A 16,881-nucleotide genomic window follows, 5' to 3' on the forward strand; every position below is an offset into this window, starting at 1 on the left:
TACCGGGGGTCGTCGCAGCCCGCAGAATAGCACTTCTGCAATCGCACGAATAGCCGCGACCATCAGCAAATACTCACCTTTTTTATTTTGCCAGTACGTTAATTCTTAGCTTCCGAGGGAGCCCGGAGCGTAGGGCAAAACTGATACATTTCAAGAAGAATGGCAACATAGTCGCGCGCTTCTTTTTCAAGATCGAAGGAGTCCGGTGCAAAGAGCCAGTTTTCCATCAGCCCGGAGAGGTAGCTGCGCATTAAAACCGCCGCCCGGCGGGTTAACAAATTGGCCGGCAGCATGTTGGCCGCAATGCACTCTTTTAGCGTGTGTTCGATACGTTCATAGCTCTCAAGACATAAGCTGCGCTGGGCTTTCTGCACCACCGCCATCTCACCGACAAACTCACATTTATGGAAGATAATTTCCATCATCAGCCGCCGCCGCTCTTCTGTCACGGTGGCTTCAAGAACATGGACTAAGATCCCCCTGACAACTGACAGTGGATCGTTGGGGAATTTTGCCCGATACTCAACTTCAAGATCGCTAATACTTGCGTCCGACAACACCCATATTTCATTAAATAAATCTGATTTATTCTTGAAATGCCAGTAGATAGCCCCCCTCGTTACCCCGGCAGCTTTTGCAATTGCTGCCAACGAGGTAGATGATACGCCTTGCTGCGAAAACAAACGCAGAGCAACATCCAGAATGTGTTGCCGGGTTTCAAGTGCCTGTTGTTTGGTTTTTCGTGCCATAGGTCGATGAGTTTACAGAGGTTACGTTTACATACATTTATGAATGTATGTACCATAGCATGACCATAATAGAAACACAGTAGTGGGTTTGTGGTCGTTTGAGCCACTGAACAATTTGAAATTGGACACTCGAGGTTTACATATGAACAAAAACAGAGGGTTAACGCCTCTGGCGGTCGTTCTGATGCTCTCAGGCAGCTTAGCGCTAACAGGATGTGACGACAAACCGGCTCAGCAAGGAGCCCAGCATATGCCGGAAGTCGGTATTGTGACGCTCAAATCCGCACCTCTGCAAATCACCACCGAGCTACCGGGCCGCACCAGCGCCTACCGTATTGCAGAAGTCCGTCCTCAGGTAAGTGGCATTATTCTGAAACGTAACTTTACGGAAGGTAGTGACATCCAGGCTGGCGTGTCCCTTTATCAGATCGATCCGGCAACTTACCAGGCCAGCTACGAAAGCGCAAAAGGCGATTTAGCCAAAGCACAGGCCGCGGCCAATATCGCGCAGCTGACGGTTAAACGTTATCAGAAACTGCTCGGCACCAAATACATCAGTCAACAGGATTATGATACTGCCGTCGCCGACGCTCAGCAGAGCAACGCCGCCGTTGTAGCCGCGAAAGCCGCTGTGGAAACGGCGCGTATTAACCTGGCTTATACCAAAGTGACTTCGCCTATCAGCGGACGAATTGGTAAATCCGCCGTGACCGAAGGCGCACTGGTGCAGAATGGTCAGGCTACTGCGCTGGCCACCGTTCAGCAGCTGGACCCTATCTATGTTGATGTGACCCAGTCGAGCAACGATTTCCTGCGTCTGAAACAAGAGCTGGCAAACGGAACGCTGAAACAAGAAAACGGCAAAGCCAAAGTCGAACTGGTTACCAACGACGGGCTGAAGTATCCGCAGGGCGGTACGCTGGAGTTTTCTGATGTCACCGTTGATCAGACCACCGGTTCTATCACTTTACGCGCTATCTTCCCGAACCCGGATCACACCCTGTTACCAGGGATGTTCGTCCGCGCTCGTCTGCAGGAAGGGACCAACCCGGATGCACTGCTGGTTCCACAGCAGGGCGTAACCCGCACGCCGCGTGGTGATGCCAGCGTTATGGTTGTCGGTGAAGGTGATAAGGTCGAAGTTCGTCAGGTTACTGCAACGCAGGCGATTGGCGATAAATGGCTGGTCACCAGCGGAGTGAAATCCGGCGATCGCGTGATTGTTACCGGACTGCAAAAAGTCAAACCAGGCGTGCAGGTTAAAGCGCAGGAAGTAGCCTCTGACGATCAACAGCAAGTTGCCAGCAACGCTCAGTCAGAACAAACCAAGTCTTAACTTAAACAGGAGCCGTTAAGACATGCCTAATTTCTTTATCGATCGCCCCATATTCGCATGGGTGATCGCCATAATCATCATGCTTGCCGGGGGACTTGCGATCCTGAAGCTGCCTGTTGCGCAATATCCAACGATTGCGCCGCCGGCGGTCTCGATCACCGCAACCTACCCGGGTGCTGATGCGAAAACGGTGCAGGATACCGTGACGCAGGTTATCGAACAGAACATGAACGGTATCGATAACCTGATGTACATGTCCTCCAACAGTGACTCAACCGGTACGGTACAGATCACCCTGACCTTCCAGTCTGGTACGGATGCGGACATCGCGCAGGTACAGGTGCAGAACAAACTGCAGCTCGCCATGCCGCTGCTGCCGCAGGAAGTACAGCAACAGGGCGTGAGCGTGGAGAAATCCTCCAGCAGCTTCCTGATGGTTGTCGGCGTTATCAACACCAACGGCACCATGACGCAGGAGGATATCTCCGACTACGTTGGCGCCAACATGAAAGATGCGATCAGCCGTACGTCCGGCGTGGGTGACGTTCAGCTGTTTGGTTCCCAGTACGCGATGCGTATCTGGATGGATCCGAACAAACTGAACAACTTCCAGCTGACGCCGGTCGATGTGATCAGCGCGATTAAAGCCCAGAACGCCCAGGTAGCAGCCGGTCAGTTAGGCGGTACGCCGCCGGTTAAAGGCCAGCAGCTGAACGCCTCTATCATCGCGCAGACCCGTCTGAAATCCGCTGACGAATTCAGCAATATTCTGCTGAAAGTGAACCAGGACGGTTCGCAGGTTCGTCTGCGTGACGTAGCGAAAGTTGAGCTTGGCGGTGAAAACTATGACATCGTCGCGAAGTTTAATAACCAGCCGGCTTCCGGTCTGGGTATCAAACTGGCGACCGGCGCCAACGCCCTGGATACCGCCAACGCCATTCGCGCTGAACTGGCGAAAATGGAGCCCTACTTCCCGTCAGGCCTGAAGATTGTTTACCCGTATGACACCACGCCGTTCGTGAAAATCTCGATTCATGAAGTGGTTAAAACGCTGGTCGAAGCGATCATTCTGGTCTTCCTGGTTATGTATCTGTTCCTGCAGAACTTCCGCGCCACGTTGATTCCAACCATCGCGGTACCGGTCGTCTTGCTGGGTACTTTCGCCATCCTGGCCATTTTTGGCTTCTCGATAAACACCCTGACCATGTTTGGTATGGTGCTTGCGATAGGTCTGCTCGTCGATGACGCCATCGTGGTGGTGGAAAACGTCGAGCGTGTCATGGCGGAAGAAGGCCTGCCGCCGAAGGAAGCAACCCGTAAATCCATGGGCCAGATTCAGGGCGCACTGGTCGGTATCGCGATGGTGCTTTCTGCGGTATTTATCCCGATGGCCTTCTTCGGTGGTTCAACGGGTGCGATTTATCGTCAGTTCTCCATCACCATCGTTTCGGCGATGGCGCTGTCGGTGCTGGTTGCATTAATCCTGACCCCGGCGCTGTGCGCCACGATGCTGAAACCTATCGCTAAAGGCGGTCATGGCGAGCACAAAGGCTTCTTTGGCTGGTTTAACCGCATGTTCGATAAGAGCACGCACCATTACACCGATAGCGTAGGTAACATTCTGCGCAGTACCGGTCGTTACCTGGTGCTGTATCTGATTATCGTCGTCGGAATGGCCTGGCTGTTCGTCCGTCTGCCGAGCTCGTTCCTGCCAGATGAAGATCAGGGCGTATTCCTGAGCATGGCGCAGCTTCCTGCCGGCGCTACGCAGGAACGTACGCAGAAAGTGCTGGATGAGATGACGGACTACTACCTCACGAAAGAGAAAGCCAACGTCGAATCTGTGTTCGCCGTTAACGGTTTTGGCTTCGCGGGTCGTGGTCAGAACACCGGTATTGCGTTCGTTTCACTGAAAGACTGGAGCGAACGTCCGGGCAGCGAGAACAAGGTTGAAGCGATTACCGGTCGTGCGATGGCCCGTTTCTCGCAGATTAAAGACGCGATGGTCTTCGCCTTTAACCTGCCGGCTATCGTCGAACTGGGTACCGCAACCGGCTTTGACTTCCAGCTGATCGACCAGGGCGGCTTAGGTCACGAAAAACTGACTCAGGCACGTAACCAGCTGTTTGGTGAAGTGGCGAAGCACCCTGACCTGCTGGTCGGCGTTCGTCCTAACGGCCTGGAAGATACGCCGCAGTTCAAGGTGGATATTGACCAGGAGAAAGCGCAGGCGTTGGGCGTTTCTATCAGCGACATCAATACCACGCTGGGCGCAGCCTGGGGCGGTAGCTACGTCAATGACTTCATCGACCGCGGTCGCGTGAAGAAAGTGTACGTCATGTCCGAAGCGAAATACCGTATGCTGCCGGAAGATATTGGCAACTGGTACGTTCGCGGTAGCGATGGACAGATGGTGCCGTTCTCAGCCTTCTCCACCTCACACTGGGAGTATGGTTCACCGCGTCTGGAACGCTATAACGGTCTGCCGTCGATGGAAATCCTCGGTCAGGCGGCTCCGGGCAGAAGTACCGGTGAAGCGATGACGATGATGGAGGAGCTGGCCAAAAAACTGCCTTCGGGTATTGGTTATGACTGGACCGGTATGTCCTATCAGGAACGTCTGTCCGGTAACCAGGCGCCGGCGCTGTATGCCATCTCGCTGATCGTGGTATTCCTGTGTCTGGCGGCGCTGTATGAAAGCTGGTCGATACCGTTCTCCGTTATGCTGGTTGTCCCACTGGGGGTTATCGGTGCACTGCTGGCGGCAACGTTCCGTGGTCTGACGAACGACGTTTACTTCCAGGTAGGCCTGCTGACCACCATTGGTCTGTCGGCGAAGAACGCGATACTTATCGTAGAATTCGCCAAAGATCTGATGGATAAAGAAGGCAAGGGTCTGATTGAAGCGACCCTGGAAGCGGTACGTATGCGTCTGCGTCCAATCCTGATGACCTCACTGGCGTTTATCCTCGGGGTTATGCCGCTGGTCATTAGCTCCGGCGCAGGTTCCGGCGCACAGAACGCCGTAGGTACCGGCGTAATGGGCGGGATGGTGACGGCAACGGTTCTGGCTATCTTCTTTGTTCCGGTCTTCTTTGTGGTGGTTCGCCGCCGCTTCAGCAAGAAATCGGAAGACATTGAGCACAGCCATCCGACTGAGCATCATTAATCTCTCCACTGAGGGCCGCATCAGCGGCCCTTTTTTTCGCCTGCGCCCCCGCTCGCTTCGGGATTCGTTGAGGAAATTTTTCGGATAGCGTATATTGAAACGCACGCATTGCTACGGTTTACTTTGTATCCTGATATACAATTTCCGGCGATAAGTTTTTACTTTGTTTTTATCAGATTATTCTTTTGCCGCTTTACCCTTATCTTAACTAAGAATATTCTTAACCCAGTGTTATCTGGGGGGTGAGAACTGGTGTCAAAGAAAAGTGCCTGCTAAATCAATGATCCATAAGCTTTGCTTTCGCAGAATCACCACATTGATTGCCGTGGCATAATAAGTTCAGATATTTTTAAGATAAATTAACGGCGATAATTGTAATTTTTCGTAATAGCACGGTGAAATCTTTTTAAGAGTGGATTATAGTTAAAACAACAGGATTACAATGTATGTGTCAGGTCTGTTAGTCGTGTTCATCCCACAACGGTGCTTGTTAGTCGTCGTTTAAACCACTAAAAAGGGGATGCGTTATGGACGAATACTCGCCAAAAAGACATGATATCGCGCAGCTTCGATTTCTTTGCGAAACCCTGTATCATGACTGCCTTGCAAACCTGGAAGAGAGTAACCACGGGTGGGTGAATGATCCAACGTCGGCTATCAATCTTCAACTTAATGAATTGATCGAACACATAGCCACGTTCGCGCTTAATTATAAAATTAAGTATGCTGAGGATAATAAACTGATCGCTCAGCTGGACGAATACCTGGATGACACTTTTATGTTGTTCAGCAGTTATGGCATTAACACGGCCGATCTACAGAAATGGCGCAAATCGGGAAATCGGTTATTCCGATGTTTTGTCAACGCCAGTCGGGAAAATCCGGCAAGTCTTTCTTGTTAGTATTATTACAATCAAAAGGTGAAGTTATGTCTGGTGAACCATTAACCAAAACAGACTATTTGATGCGCTTACGTCGCTGTCAGACAATTGATACGCTGGAACGCGTAATTGAAAAAAACAAATATGAACTTTCAGATAACGAACTGGCTGTATTTTACTCAGCGGCCGACCACCGTCTTGCTGAATTGACCATGAATAAGCTCTACGACAAAATCCCGACATCGGTGTGGAAGTTCATTCGCTAATTCATTTCACATCTCAGTCAGACGGTTAACCGGGTCCTCCCCTACTCTGGGTATAATTGTGATATTACTCGCATAAGTCACTAAAGCGCGCTCATGAAACCGGTTTCTTTTTTATACTGTGACGCCTACCTACCTTAATCAGGAAAGCATCATGAGTGAAGAGAAACGTAAAATGATCGCCGGTGAACTGTATCAGGCTGGTGATGCCACGCTACGGGCAGACCGCCTGCGCGCCAGGCAATTGCTGCATCGCTACAACCATTCGGCTCCGGACGAGCGGGAATGGCGGAAAATATGTCTGACTGAACTGTTTGGCCGGGCAAGCGATGCTTATATTGAACCCACTTTCCGCTGTGATTATGGTTACAATATTTTCCTCGGCACCAATTTCTACGCAAACTTTGATTGCGTGATGCTTGATGTCTGTCCGATTCACATCGGTGATAATTGCATGCTGGCGCCCGGCGTCCACATCTATACCGCCACGCATCCCTTAGATGCCGCCGAACGCAACAGCGGTAAAGAGTACGGTAAACCCGTTACTATCGGCCATAATGTGTGGATTGGCGGTCGGGCGGTCATTAATCCCGGGATTACTATCGGCGATAATGCCGTTATTGCATCCGGTGCCGTGGTCGTGAAAGATGTTCCGGCCAATGCCGTGGTCGGCGGCAACCCGGCGCAAATCATTAAGATGCTGACAGCGGAAAAAGCGTAACTGTTATGCTTTTCTGCAACTGATCTGTTACTTTCCCGAGAGATTCCCGCAACATAAAATAGCCTTCAGGCTGAGCCTTAGCAGAATTCGGGGACCAAGATGACAGAAATACAGCAACTGCTGACAAACACGATTGATGAGCTCAATGTGAAAGAGAAGCGCGACAACCGTCCGCGCTTTAGTATCAGTTTTATTCGCAATCATCCGTGGCTGTTCGTCGCAATGTACGCCGCGTTCCTCGCGACGTTCGTGGTCATGCTGACATCGGAAACGCTGGCCGATTCAGTTTGGCTACTGGTGGTTCTGTTCGCCCTGTTAAACGGCTTCTTCTTTTTTGACGTCTACCCGCGCTACCGCTACGAAGATATCGATGTCCTGGATTTTCGCGTTTGCTACAACGGGGAGTGGTACAACACGCGATATGTCCCTCAGCAGCTGATCGAACGCATTATGCAGTCACCCCGGGTGGCCGGCGAGCAGAAAACCCAGCTACAAAAAATGGTGGCGACGAAAGGTGAACTCTCGTTCTACGATATCTTCAGCCTCACCCGCGTCGATACCGCTCAATAAGACGATTCAACGTCCGCACCGCAGGGCCAAAATGCGAGGCGGACGTATTGCCATATCCCAGCACCAGCCCGCTTCGCGCGCGTTGTGTATCAAGGTAAAACCGGCTTAATGCCGCCGGTGCTTGTTGATACTGCCGCGCCTGTTCCACCACCGCTCCATCGTCTATCCCGTCAATGGCTACCGCCAGGTGCAGTCCGCCCTCGCCACCGAGAAGAGCAAAAGGTTGCGTCAGCTCCGCTGCCAGCACCTCACGGAGCTGCAGCTGTCGCCGGCGATACAAGCGCCGCATCGCCGCCAGATGACGCGCGTAATGCCCCTCTTCGATAAACAACGCCAGCGCTCGTTGCTCAGCCCGGTGACCACCGCGCAGCAGCGATCCCACGAATCCCTGAGCGGCTTGCGCCAGGGCGGGAGGCATCACCACGAAACCAATGCGCAGCGCCGGAAACAGCGTCTTGCTGAAGGTGCCGATATAGACCACCGGCGCCTGTTTCATCATCCCTGACATGGCCGGAACAGGTTCCCCGCTATAGCGAAACTCGCTGTCGTAATCATCTTCAACAATCCATGCATCATGCTGGCGGGCATATTCCAGCAGCGCCAGACGCCTGCCTGCGCTCATCACCGCGCCACAGGGATATTGATGCGAAGGCGAGGTAAAAATCAGCCGCGGCGGCAGGTTCTCGTCCATGTCCGGACACATCCCTTCACTGTCTACCGGCATCCCTTTTACCTGTAACCCGGCCTTCATAAATACGCTCTTCGCGCCGGGATATCCCGGCTCTTCAACCCATGCGGTGTCACCCGCTTCGCTCAGCAGATGGGTACAGAGGTTGACGCCTTCGAGCGCGCCTTCGGTAATCACGATTTGCCGGGCGTCGCAGCGGATCCCGCGAGATAGCGCCAGATGACGGACAATCGCTTCCCGCAGCGCGGGTTCCCCTGCCGCCTCTCCGTAACCCAGCAGCGCGCTGCCCTCATCACGCAGCACCTTGTCGAGCAGCCGCCGCCAGAGCGGTAAAGGAAAATAGTTAATCGCCGGCGTGCCGGGAGTAAATATCAGCGTCGGCGAATCGCGACGGGTGCCGGGAGGTAGCGCGATCAGCCGCTCCGGCAACGCAATGGTCAGCGGTAGCCCTTCCCGCTCACCGGAGGCGGTCAGCGTCGCCACATACGTCCCCTGGCGGCTGCGCTGCAGGTAGCCTTCCATGGTCAGCTGCTCCAGCGCCCCGTTAATCGTATTACGCGACAAATTGAGCCGCGTCGCGATAGCACGTGAACCCGGCAGCCGACTACCGCCTGCCAGCGCTCCCTGTAAAATCGCCTCGCGCAGCGCACGATACAGCGTGCGCTGAAGGGTTTCATGACCTCGCCGGGACAAGGTGTGTTCCAGTAGGGTGAAGAAGGCATCATCAGGAATATTCATCTCGGCTCCTCGTGGCACCATCAAAACATACTCTGATGGATCTTTTTATGGAACCAGTAAAACTTTAGTCTCACGCTATTCCCCCGCAGATAAGGAGCCCCCCCATGCAGCAACATAATTCGTTCGGACAACCCGTTGGCCAGGCCCTGCCCGACTGGCAGCCGCGCCCGTTTCCGCAACGTCAAATTCTACAGGGACGTTATTGCCGCCTGGAGCCGCTGACTGCCGCTCACGCCAGCGCGCTCTTTGCCGCACATCAGCTGGCCCCGGATACCCGAAGCTGGACGTGGTTATTGCGCGAACCGGACAACTGCGTAGAGACGTTCAGCGCCTGGATAACCAGCGTGGAAAAGCTCAGCGATCCTCTCCATTTCGCCGTCGTGGATGAACGCACCCGACAGCCCGTCGGCTCCCTGGCGCTGATGCGTATTGATGCCCAAAATGGCGTGATCGAAGTCGGACACGTGCACTTCTCGCCGCTGCTCAGTCGGACCGCAATGGCGACGGAAGCCCAGTGGCTTCTGATGCGCTACGTCTTCGATACGCTCGGCTATCGCCGCTATGAGTGGAAATGTAATAGCCTGAACGAACCCTCGCGCCGGGCGGCGCAACGATTGGGGTTTCACTTTGAGGGACGTTTTCGCCAGGCGTTAGTGATAAAGGGCCACAACCGCGACACCGACTGGTTTTCGATAATCGACAGCGAGTGGCCACTGATAGATAAAGCGATGCAGCGATGGCTGGCCAGCGGAAACTTTAGCCCCGATGGTCAGCAGCGCGCCACGCTGGAGAGCTTCCGTACATCAGGAGATTAGCGTCTCTTCTTACGTCCCTGCACGGCTTTAAAACGAGGATTGCTTTTGCAGATAACGTACAGCCGCCCTTTGCGTTTCACAATCTGACAATCGGGGTGGCGCTGTTTCGCACTGCGCAACGAGTTGAGTACCTGCATCCTTAGTTCCTTTTAGCATCAATAAAGCCGCCGAAACGCTGGCGGAAACGTGCAGTGCTGCCTTCGCTGTTGAGAGCTTTCTGCTTACCGGTGTAATACGGGTGCGATTTGGACGACACATCGAGGGTGACATAAGGATAGGTCTCCCCATCCAGTTCAATTACGCGCTCGGTCTTGATTGTCGATCCCACTTTAAAATATTCATTCACGCTGGTGTCATGGAACACAACGGTACGGTAATGCGGATGGATATTGTCTTTCATGATAACCTCAACAGATATGTTATAACATAACAATAAGGTTACGCCGCAAAAAGACAAAGATCAACCATGAGAAGCTCAGGGATGTAAAATCGAGCGGCGCGAACCGCCCGTGAGAGATTAAGGATTCAGTTGATGTGCAAGCGCACGCAGCTGTTCTGCAATAGCCTGTAGGTCTTTACCCTGCTCCGTTTTTGGCCCGGTAGAATGACGCACGACCAGCCGGGCAGGCAGGATTGAAGAGGTATGCGACGTTTCGCCATCGCCGCTAGCAAGAATACGGCGTACGGCCTCTTTACCCTGCAAATCCAGATCCAGCGACACGGTGGTCAGCGCCGGATAGAAGAATGAGCTTTCATACGTATCATCATAGCCAATCACCGACTTCTCACCGGGAATCGGTACCTGATGCTGATGAAATGCGCTCAGTACCCCCAGCGCCATCTGGTCATTCCCCACCAGCACCGCCGTAAATTTCGGCGTCTCACGCAACATCTGCAGCGCGCCCGCATAGCCGCTCTGCGCGTCCCAGTTCCCGCGAATCACCGTCACCGGCTGTAGCCCATAGCCAGCCAGCGTCTCTATCCAGCTCTTCAGACGCAATTTTGCCGAGACGGAGCTTTCCGGCCCGGCCAGCAGCGCAATATCCCGATGACCCATTTCATACAGATATTTGACGCTCGCGCGGGTGCCGTCAGCCGGGTTAAACGAAACGTTAAACACGGAGCTATAGGGATCGACGTCGAGGAAGAGACAAACGATATCATCATTGTCAGCCGCGATTTTCTGGGCTTGTTCGGTCTCCAGAGGCACGTTGATGATCACCTTATCAACCAGCTGGGACTTCAGCTCATTGATGGATTCCTGAATACTTTGATTGACGCTCTCATCAATCATAGAAATGAGCACCTGATAACCTTCCACATTCGCATAGCGTTTTACCGCTGCGGCAACCTGAGAAGGCGCGTGCAACGACAGTGAAATTGTCACCAGACCGACGGTCCGACTTTGCTTGCCCACCAGCTGTTGAGCCAGGCGGTTAGGGACATACCGCAATAGCTCAATGGATTTCTCCACCTTACGACGCGTGGCCTCGGATACATTAGCAGATTTATTGAGCACCCTGGACACGGTCTGATAGGAGACGCCTGCATGACGCGCGACATCTTCTAAGGTTGCGCTTTTCGACTTCATGGTCCGGTTCCTTATGTTGTTATCCCTGGATTGTAACAGGGGCCATTTAAAAAAACGCGCCCTGCAACGTTCCCATGCTAAAAAATGACAATAAAAGTATTACGCTCACAATACATCAAATTGTGAATGGACTCACTGACCGTAACAAATTACGCCATTTTATTTGCACTTAATCACACTATCACGATCATTAAATTGCCTGAAGTTACGTTTAGGCATTTCATGACACCGTTAATGTGAACGTAATACAAAACAATAAGAGGATAGACATGAACACTACGCTGCGCACAGTCTCTGTTGCGTTGGCCGCCGCGCTGATTTCACCATCCGTGCTCGCGGCTTCCGCCTCTGTTCCTGGAATTGATTTTCATGGTTATATGCGTGCCGGGGTTGGGGTCTCCGGGGATGGCAGTCTGGCCGAATGGCAAAAAAACAAAATTGGTCGTCTGGGTAACGAATCTGATACCTATGGCGAGCTGGAGTTGGGTTCTGAGGTGTATAAGAAGGATGACGTCAGCTTCTATCTCGATAGCATGGTCAGCATGGTCTCTGACGGTTCTAACGATAACGAAACCACCCTCAATGACGATGCGCAGTTTGGCCTGCGTCAGCTGAACCTGCAAATTAAAGGCCTGATCCCCGGCGATCCTAACGCGGTCATTTGGGGCGGCAAGCGCTACTATCAGCGCCACGATCTGCACATCATCGATACCAAATACTGGAACATCTCCGGTTCCGGTGCCGGGATCGAAAACTATACCTTAGGCCCAGGCGCCGTTTCACTTGCCTGGATCCGCGGTGATGCAAACGACGTCGATTACCGCGTCGACGGCGACAGTAACGTCAATATCAACTATGTCGATCTGCGCTATGCGGGCTGGAAACCGTGGTCCGGCGCCTGGACCGAATTTGGTATCGATTACGCGATGCCCAACACCACCAAAAAACAGGATAGCTACGGCGGGCTGTACGATGCCGATAACGGCGTGATGCTGACCGGCGAAATCAGCCAGGATATGCTGGGCGGCTACAACAAGCTGGTTCTGCAGTATGCAAATAAAGGGCTGGCGCAGAACATGGTCTCCCAGGGCGGCGGTTGGTACGACATGTGGAACTATGTCAACGATGCCACCGGCTATCGCGTGATCAACACCGGTCTGATTCCGATTACCGACAAATTCTCGATTAACCATGTGCTGACCTGGGGCTCCGCCGACGACATCACCGATTACACCAATAAAACGCGTTTACTCTCTCTGGTCGCACGCGGACAGTATCAGTTCACCGAGTATGTCCGTCTGATTGGCGAAGTCGGCGGTTTCTACCAGAAAGACAGCTATAAGAACAATACCGACTACAAACAAGCCGGCGAGAAATACACCATTGCGCTGGGTCTGGCCGATGGCCCGGACTTTATGTCACGCCCTGAATTACGTATTTTTGCCTCCTATCTCAATGATTCCGAGAATGGTAAACCGTTTGAAGATCAAACCGCCAGCAATACGTGGAACTTCGGCGTCCAGGTCGAAGCCTGGTGGTAAACGTATTTTTGTTATCTGAAGCTTTTTATCTCCAGCTGTAAGGTCGTAATTACCCTCCGGTAATGATTATTGCCATTGTTTTCTTTGTCTTGTTTTGGGGATAACTCTATATTGAGTTATCCCTTTTTATTTATGAATTTTATTTACGGCTGGTAAAATGCTCATCTAATAGTTGACGTAAGGTATCAGACTGCTTGCCAAAAATAGCGTGCACCTGTTGCCCGATAATAATTACACCCAGCGCCCCTTGCTGCTGTAGCGCCTGAGAATCGACAATAGCCAGATTATTCACCGTGACCCGTAAACGCGTAATACAGGCGTCGACATTAACAATATTTCCCTCCCCACCAAACGCCTGAATTAAATCCTGTAGCTGTTGCTTTTCAACATCACTTAACGGCACCGGTTGGCGAGGCTGGGCGAAATAATGCAGAAAGGATTTTAAACTTACCATCATGCACTCCTGATAATATCAAGGTAAAAAAAAGCCTGCTCGCAGGAGCAGGCTCGGATAACGCAGTGATTACGCTTTACGACTGAGAATACGGCAGTCCCATGCGGTTAAGGTCAACGGCGCGCTAATGGCCGCACCGGAGAGACTGTCCTGATAGCCCTGCGGCAGGCTTACGCTGTGCTGCTGAGCGCTGTAGTTCTGCAAGAAAACATAGGTCGTTTCGCCATCGGTGCGGGCCGTGGCGACCACGCCCGGCGGAAGCTCACTCTCGATCGCCCGCGGTAAGGCCAGCTCCCGGCTGATAACCGCGAAGAAATCGCGCTGGAAAGCCAGGTCGTTGCGTGAGGCGACATGCCAGGCCTTCCCCTTGCCGAAATGATTAACGGTCACCGCCGGGCGGCCGGCGTAGAAATCATCACGATAGGTTGCCAGCGGCCGGGCGCTTTCGGCATGAATCAGCTCGCACAGATGGCGCACCTGATACGGCCCCTGTAACCCGCCTTCGTTGCCTGCCAGCCCCTGAACCAGGTTGCGCTCGCCGTCATTCAGGCAATCAATCTCCTCCGCCCAAATCCCCAGCAGGTTGCGCAGCGGTCCCGGGAAACCACCAAGGTGGCAAAGATCGGATTCATTAACGATCCCCGTCCAGTAAGTGGTCACCAGATGGCCTCCGTCGGCGACAAACGCTTCGGCGCGCGCGGCAAACCCATCGCGAACCATATACAGCATCGGGGCGATAACCAGCTGGTAGGCGCTCAGGTCGCCATCGGCATCGATGATATCGACCGCAATACCCTGCTCCCAGAATGGCCGGTAGTGTTCATTAACGGTATTTTCATACTCCATCCCGAGATTACGCGGGCCCTGCGCATCATCCAGCGCCCAGCGGTTTTGCTGGTCAAAGATAATCGCCACTTTCGCATCGGTGCGACAGCCCACCACGCCAGGCAGACGACTGAGCATATCACCCAGCCGGCTGACTTCGCGGCCGACGCGGGTATCCAGATGACCAACGTGGTCAATGACCGCGCCGTGGAATTTCTCCACCGAGCCACGGCTCTTACGCCACTGGAAATACTGAACTGAGTCTGCCCCGTGGGCGACAGCCTGCATGGAGGAGAGAATATGCATCCCCGGTTTTTTCAACTTACTGGTCGGCTGCCAGTTGGTGGCGCTCGGCGTTGATTCCATCAGCACGAACGGCTTGCCGCCCTTCAGACTGCGCATCATGTCATGGTACATCGCGGTATAGCAGGCCAGCGTGGTTTCATCTTTGTCGCGATGCCACATCGGATAGCTATCCCAGGAGATGAAATCCAGCGCCTGCGCCAGCTGCCAGTAGTCGTAATCGTAGAAGTACTCCATGAAGTTGGTGGTCACCGGCAGGTCGGCATTCGCCGCCTTCAGCGGGGCAATCTCATGGCGGCAGAAGTCCGTGACCTGCGCCGTGTTAAAGCGACGCCAGTCAAGGTTCAGCCCGTGAATGGACACTTCCCCCTGCGGTGCCGGCGACTCAATCTGCGACCAGTCGCTGTAGGTATGGCTCCAGAAAGTGCTCCACCAGGCGTGATTGAGATTATCCAGCGTTTGATAACGCGCTTTCAGCCAGTCGCGGAACCGCGCCTGACAGCGTTCACAATGGCAATCTCCGCCATATTCATTGGAAATATGCCAGCCGAGAACCGCCGGATGCTGTGCGTAGCGTTCCGCGAGCAGGCTGTTGATTTTAAAAATCTTCTCCCGATAAACCGGTGACGTCATACAGTGGTTATGCCGTCCGCCGTGCAGCGCCGGTACCCGGTCGCGCCCCACTCGCAGCACCTGCGGATAGGCCTGCGACATCCAGGCCGGGCGTGCGCCGCTTGGCGTAGCCAGAAATACGTGAATACCGGCGGCGTACAGCTTATCCAGAATGCTGTCCAGCCAGCCAAATTCAAATACGCCTTCCTGAGGTTCAAGTTTGGCCCAGCTGAAAATCCCCACCGACATGACATTGCATTTAGCCTGCTGCATCATGGCAATATCTTGATCGATAATACCGGGATAATTTTCCCACTGTTCCGGGTTATAGTCAGCGCCATGCAATAGCGCATTGACCTTCGGACTCAAAGGCGCAAATTTATTCATAATAAACATCCTGAAGTGTAAAACTTAACGATTAATTAAAGACTTTTGCTGAAGGTAATACTTTCCCCTGGCAATCAAACAGCGCCTGATTTTCCCGGGCATTACCCTGCTTCCATTCATCGTGGATATATTTCATTCCCGCCGGTGTAGCCCAGGTATTTCCCGGCACGGCGATCCAGGTCGGTTCCCAATAAAAAATACCTTTCCCGCGCTGGTCGGGAACATCGGCAACGGCCTGCATTAAATCGTGGATATAATTATATTGTCCCTGTACCGTGGCCGGATAACCGCCCTCTTTTTCTTCTTTGGCCTGGAAACTGTTTTCCGCGTTATCGCAATTTTCCAGGGTATAGGCATAGGCGGCTTCCACGACGATCACATCTTTGTTATAGCGCCTGCTGATATCATCCATATTCGCTTTCAGCGCACTAATCGGGCCGTTCCAGTAGGTGTACATCGACAGACCGATGATGTCGTACGGTACGTTGCGCTTACTGATTTCATCAAACCACCAGCGGAAGGTATCGTTCTTAGTGCCTTCAGCCAGATGAAGCATGATTTTCACCTGCTCGCCATTCTGCAGATTCTCTTTCAGGCCGTCGATTGCCGCATTCAGCAGGCCAGCCAGACGGTCAAATTCACCGCCGCCCTGCCCCCAGCTTTTGCCTTCCGGCCACAGCATGCCGCCATTTATCTCATTGCCAATCTGCACCATATCCGGCAGAACGCCTTCCTGTTTAAAGCGGGCGATGGTGTCACGGGTGTAGTCGTGAATGGTCGTTTTCAGCTGCGGATAATCCATTTTTTCCCAGGCTTTCGGTTTGAATTGTTTACCCGGGTCGGTCCAGAAATCGCTGTAGTGGAAATCCAGCAGCAGCTTCATACCCTGCGCTTTTGCCCGCTTCGCCAGCACCAGCGTCGCCGCCAGATCGTTATCACCGCCGCCGTAGCCCTGACCCTGCGCATCTTTCGGGTCTACCCACAGGCGCAGGCGGACATAGTTCACGCCATCGGCCTTCAAAATGGCGATCGGATCCTGCTGCTGGTTGTTGTGGTTATAAAACTTTGCCCCGTGCTTTTCCGCATCCAGCAGCGTAGAGATATCAGCGCCTTTAATAAAATCCGCAGGCAGCGCGCGAAATGCGCGCGTTTGCAGCGCCTCGGCGGCCAGTGCAGCGGGGGAAAAACTGCATGCCAGACAAACAGCAAGCAACGCGGGTGTTAATCTTTTCATGGGG

At 53.2% G+C, this 16,881-nt stretch carries 17 protein-coding genes; 8 read left to right on the plus strand and 9 right to left on the minus strand.

All coding sequences use genetic code 11. The features are described 5' to 3' along the window. Positions 1-98: 98 nt before the first annotated feature. Positions 99-749, minus strand: coding sequence for a multidrug efflux transporter transcriptional repressor AcrR (acrR, locus tag Q1L34_RS20310; protein ID WP_004858790.1), 651 nt, complete (start codon positions 747-749; stop codon positions 99-101). 142 nt (positions 750-891) lie between these two features. On the opposite strand from acrR, the gene acrA reads away from it, so the two are divergent. The 5 genes from acrA to maa all read left to right on the plus strand — a co-directional run bounded on the left by acrA (position 892) and on the right by maa (position 7,119). After that, a complete protein-coding gene (gene acrA / locus Q1L34_RS20315; RefSeq protein ID WP_004858789.1) occupies positions 892-2,085 on the plus strand; it encodes a multidrug efflux RND transporter periplasmic adaptor subunit AcrA in 1,194 nt (397 codons plus the stop codon). A 22-nt stretch (positions 2,086-2,107) separates the two neighbouring features. Beyond that, positions 2,108-5,254 (plus strand): multidrug efflux RND transporter permease subunit AcrB, encoded by a 3,147-nt coding sequence (gene acrB, locus Q1L34_RS20320; RefSeq protein ID WP_004858787.1) that lies wholly within the window; start codon positions 2,108-2,110, stop codon positions 5,252-5,254. A gap of 527 nt (positions 5,255-5,781) precedes the next feature. Beyond that, positions 5,782-6,156 carry an Hha toxicity modulator TomB gene (gene tomB / locus Q1L34_RS20325; RefSeq protein ID WP_004858785.1) on the plus strand — a complete coding sequence of 125 codons (375 nt, stop codon included), beginning with the start codon at positions 5,782-5,784 and terminating at the stop codon, positions 6,154-6,156. Between the two features lie 26 nt (positions 6,157-6,182). Beyond that, positions 6,183-6,401: a hemolysin expression-modulating protein Hha gene (gene hha / locus Q1L34_RS20330; protein ID WP_004858783.1), complete on the plus strand. Its 219-nt coding sequence runs from the start codon at positions 6,183-6,185 to the stop codon at positions 6,399-6,401. A 151-nt stretch (positions 6,402-6,552) separates the two neighbouring features. Then, the gene (gene maa, locus Q1L34_RS20335; protein WP_004858781.1) at positions 6,553-7,119 is read left to right on the plus strand and encodes a maltose O-acetyltransferase; all 567 of its coding nucleotides are present in this window, start codon (positions 6,553-6,555) and stop codon (positions 7,117-7,119) included. Here maa and Q1L34_RS20340 read toward each other — a convergent pair. Then, a complete protein-coding gene (locus Q1L34_RS20340) occupies positions 7,091-7,225 on the minus strand; it encodes a hypothetical protein (protein ID WP_223306663.1) in 135 nt (44 codons plus the stop codon). The two genes, maa and Q1L34_RS20340, sit on opposite strands and share 29 nt — an antisense overlap. On the opposite strand from Q1L34_RS20340, the gene Q1L34_RS20345 reads away from it, so the two are divergent. After that, positions 7,219-7,689 (plus strand): YlaC family protein, encoded by a 471-nt coding sequence (locus Q1L34_RS20345; RefSeq protein WP_004858780.1) that lies wholly within the window; start codon positions 7,219-7,221, stop codon positions 7,687-7,689. The genes Q1L34_RS20340 and Q1L34_RS20345 overlap by 7 nt on opposite strands. Here the strand turns inward: Q1L34_RS20345 and pdxR are convergent. Further along, the gene (pdxR, locus tag Q1L34_RS20350; RefSeq protein WP_088911991.1) at positions 7,664-9,115 is read right to left on the minus strand and encodes a MocR-like pyridoxine biosynthesis transcription factor PdxR; all 1,452 of its coding nucleotides are present in this window, start codon (positions 9,113-9,115) and stop codon (positions 7,664-7,666) included. The genes Q1L34_RS20345 and pdxR overlap by 26 nt on opposite strands. Before the next feature lie 104 nt (positions 9,116-9,219). On the opposite strand from pdxR, the gene Q1L34_RS20355 reads away from it, so the two are divergent. After that, positions 9,220-9,930 carry a GNAT family N-acetyltransferase gene (locus Q1L34_RS20355; RefSeq protein ID WP_015585015.1) on the plus strand — a complete coding sequence of 237 codons (711 nt, stop codon included), beginning with the start codon at positions 9,220-9,222 and terminating at the stop codon, positions 9,928-9,930. Here Q1L34_RS20355 and ykgO read toward each other — a convergent pair. The 3 genes from ykgO to Q1L34_RS20370 all read right to left on the minus strand — a co-directional run bounded on the left by ykgO (position 9,927) and on the right by Q1L34_RS20370 (position 11,521). Next, positions 9,927-10,067: a type B 50S ribosomal protein L36 gene (ykgO, locus tag Q1L34_RS20360; protein ID WP_003859006.1), complete on the minus strand. Its 141-nt coding sequence runs from the start codon at positions 10,065-10,067 to the stop codon at positions 9,927-9,929. The two genes, Q1L34_RS20355 and ykgO, sit on opposite strands and share 4 nt — an antisense overlap. Positions 10,068-10,069: 2 nt before the next feature. Then, positions 10,070-10,330 (minus strand): type B 50S ribosomal protein L31, encoded by a 261-nt coding sequence (locus Q1L34_RS20365; protein ID WP_004858777.1) that lies wholly within the window; start codon positions 10,328-10,330, stop codon positions 10,070-10,072. Between the two features lie 117 nt (positions 10,331-10,447). Next, positions 10,448-11,521 carry a LacI family DNA-binding transcriptional regulator gene (locus tag Q1L34_RS20370; RefSeq protein ID WP_004858776.1) on the minus strand — a complete coding sequence of 358 codons (1,074 nt, stop codon included), beginning with the start codon at positions 11,519-11,521 and terminating at the stop codon, positions 10,448-10,450. Between the two features lie 269 nt (positions 11,522-11,790). Here Q1L34_RS20370 and Q1L34_RS20375 point away from each other — a divergent pair, with 269 nt between their 5' ends. Further along, entirely contained in the window at positions 11,791-13,062 is a 1,272-nt protein-coding gene (locus Q1L34_RS20375) for a maltoporin (RefSeq protein ID WP_004858775.1), read from the plus strand. 139 nt (positions 13,063-13,201) lie between these two features. Here the strand turns inward: Q1L34_RS20375 and Q1L34_RS20380 are convergent, their stop codons facing one another. From Q1L34_RS20380 to Q1L34_RS20390, 3 genes are all read right to left on the minus strand, one after another. Further along, a complete protein-coding gene (locus Q1L34_RS20380; protein ID WP_015585016.1) occupies positions 13,202-13,516 on the minus strand; it encodes a PTS sugar transporter subunit IIB in 315 nt (104 codons plus the stop codon). 69 nt (positions 13,517-13,585) lie between these two features. Then, positions 13,586-15,643 (minus strand): beta-galactosidase, encoded by a 2,058-nt coding sequence (locus tag Q1L34_RS20385; RefSeq protein ID WP_015585017.1) that lies wholly within the window; start codon positions 15,641-15,643, stop codon positions 13,586-13,588. A 31-nt stretch (positions 15,644-15,674) separates the two neighbouring features. Beyond that, positions 15,675-16,877, minus strand: a complete 1,203-nt coding sequence (locus Q1L34_RS20390) for a glycoside hydrolase family 53 protein (protein WP_064357433.1) — start codon at positions 16,875-16,877, stop codon at positions 15,675-15,677. Positions 16,878-16,881 lie beyond the last annotated feature (4 nt).

The sequence above is a fragment of the Klebsiella ornithinolytica genome (genome assembly GCF_030505655.1).
In the GTDB taxonomy this organism is placed as follows: Bacteria; Pseudomonadota; Gammaproteobacteria; order Enterobacterales; family Enterobacteriaceae; genus Klebsiella; species Klebsiella ornithinolytica.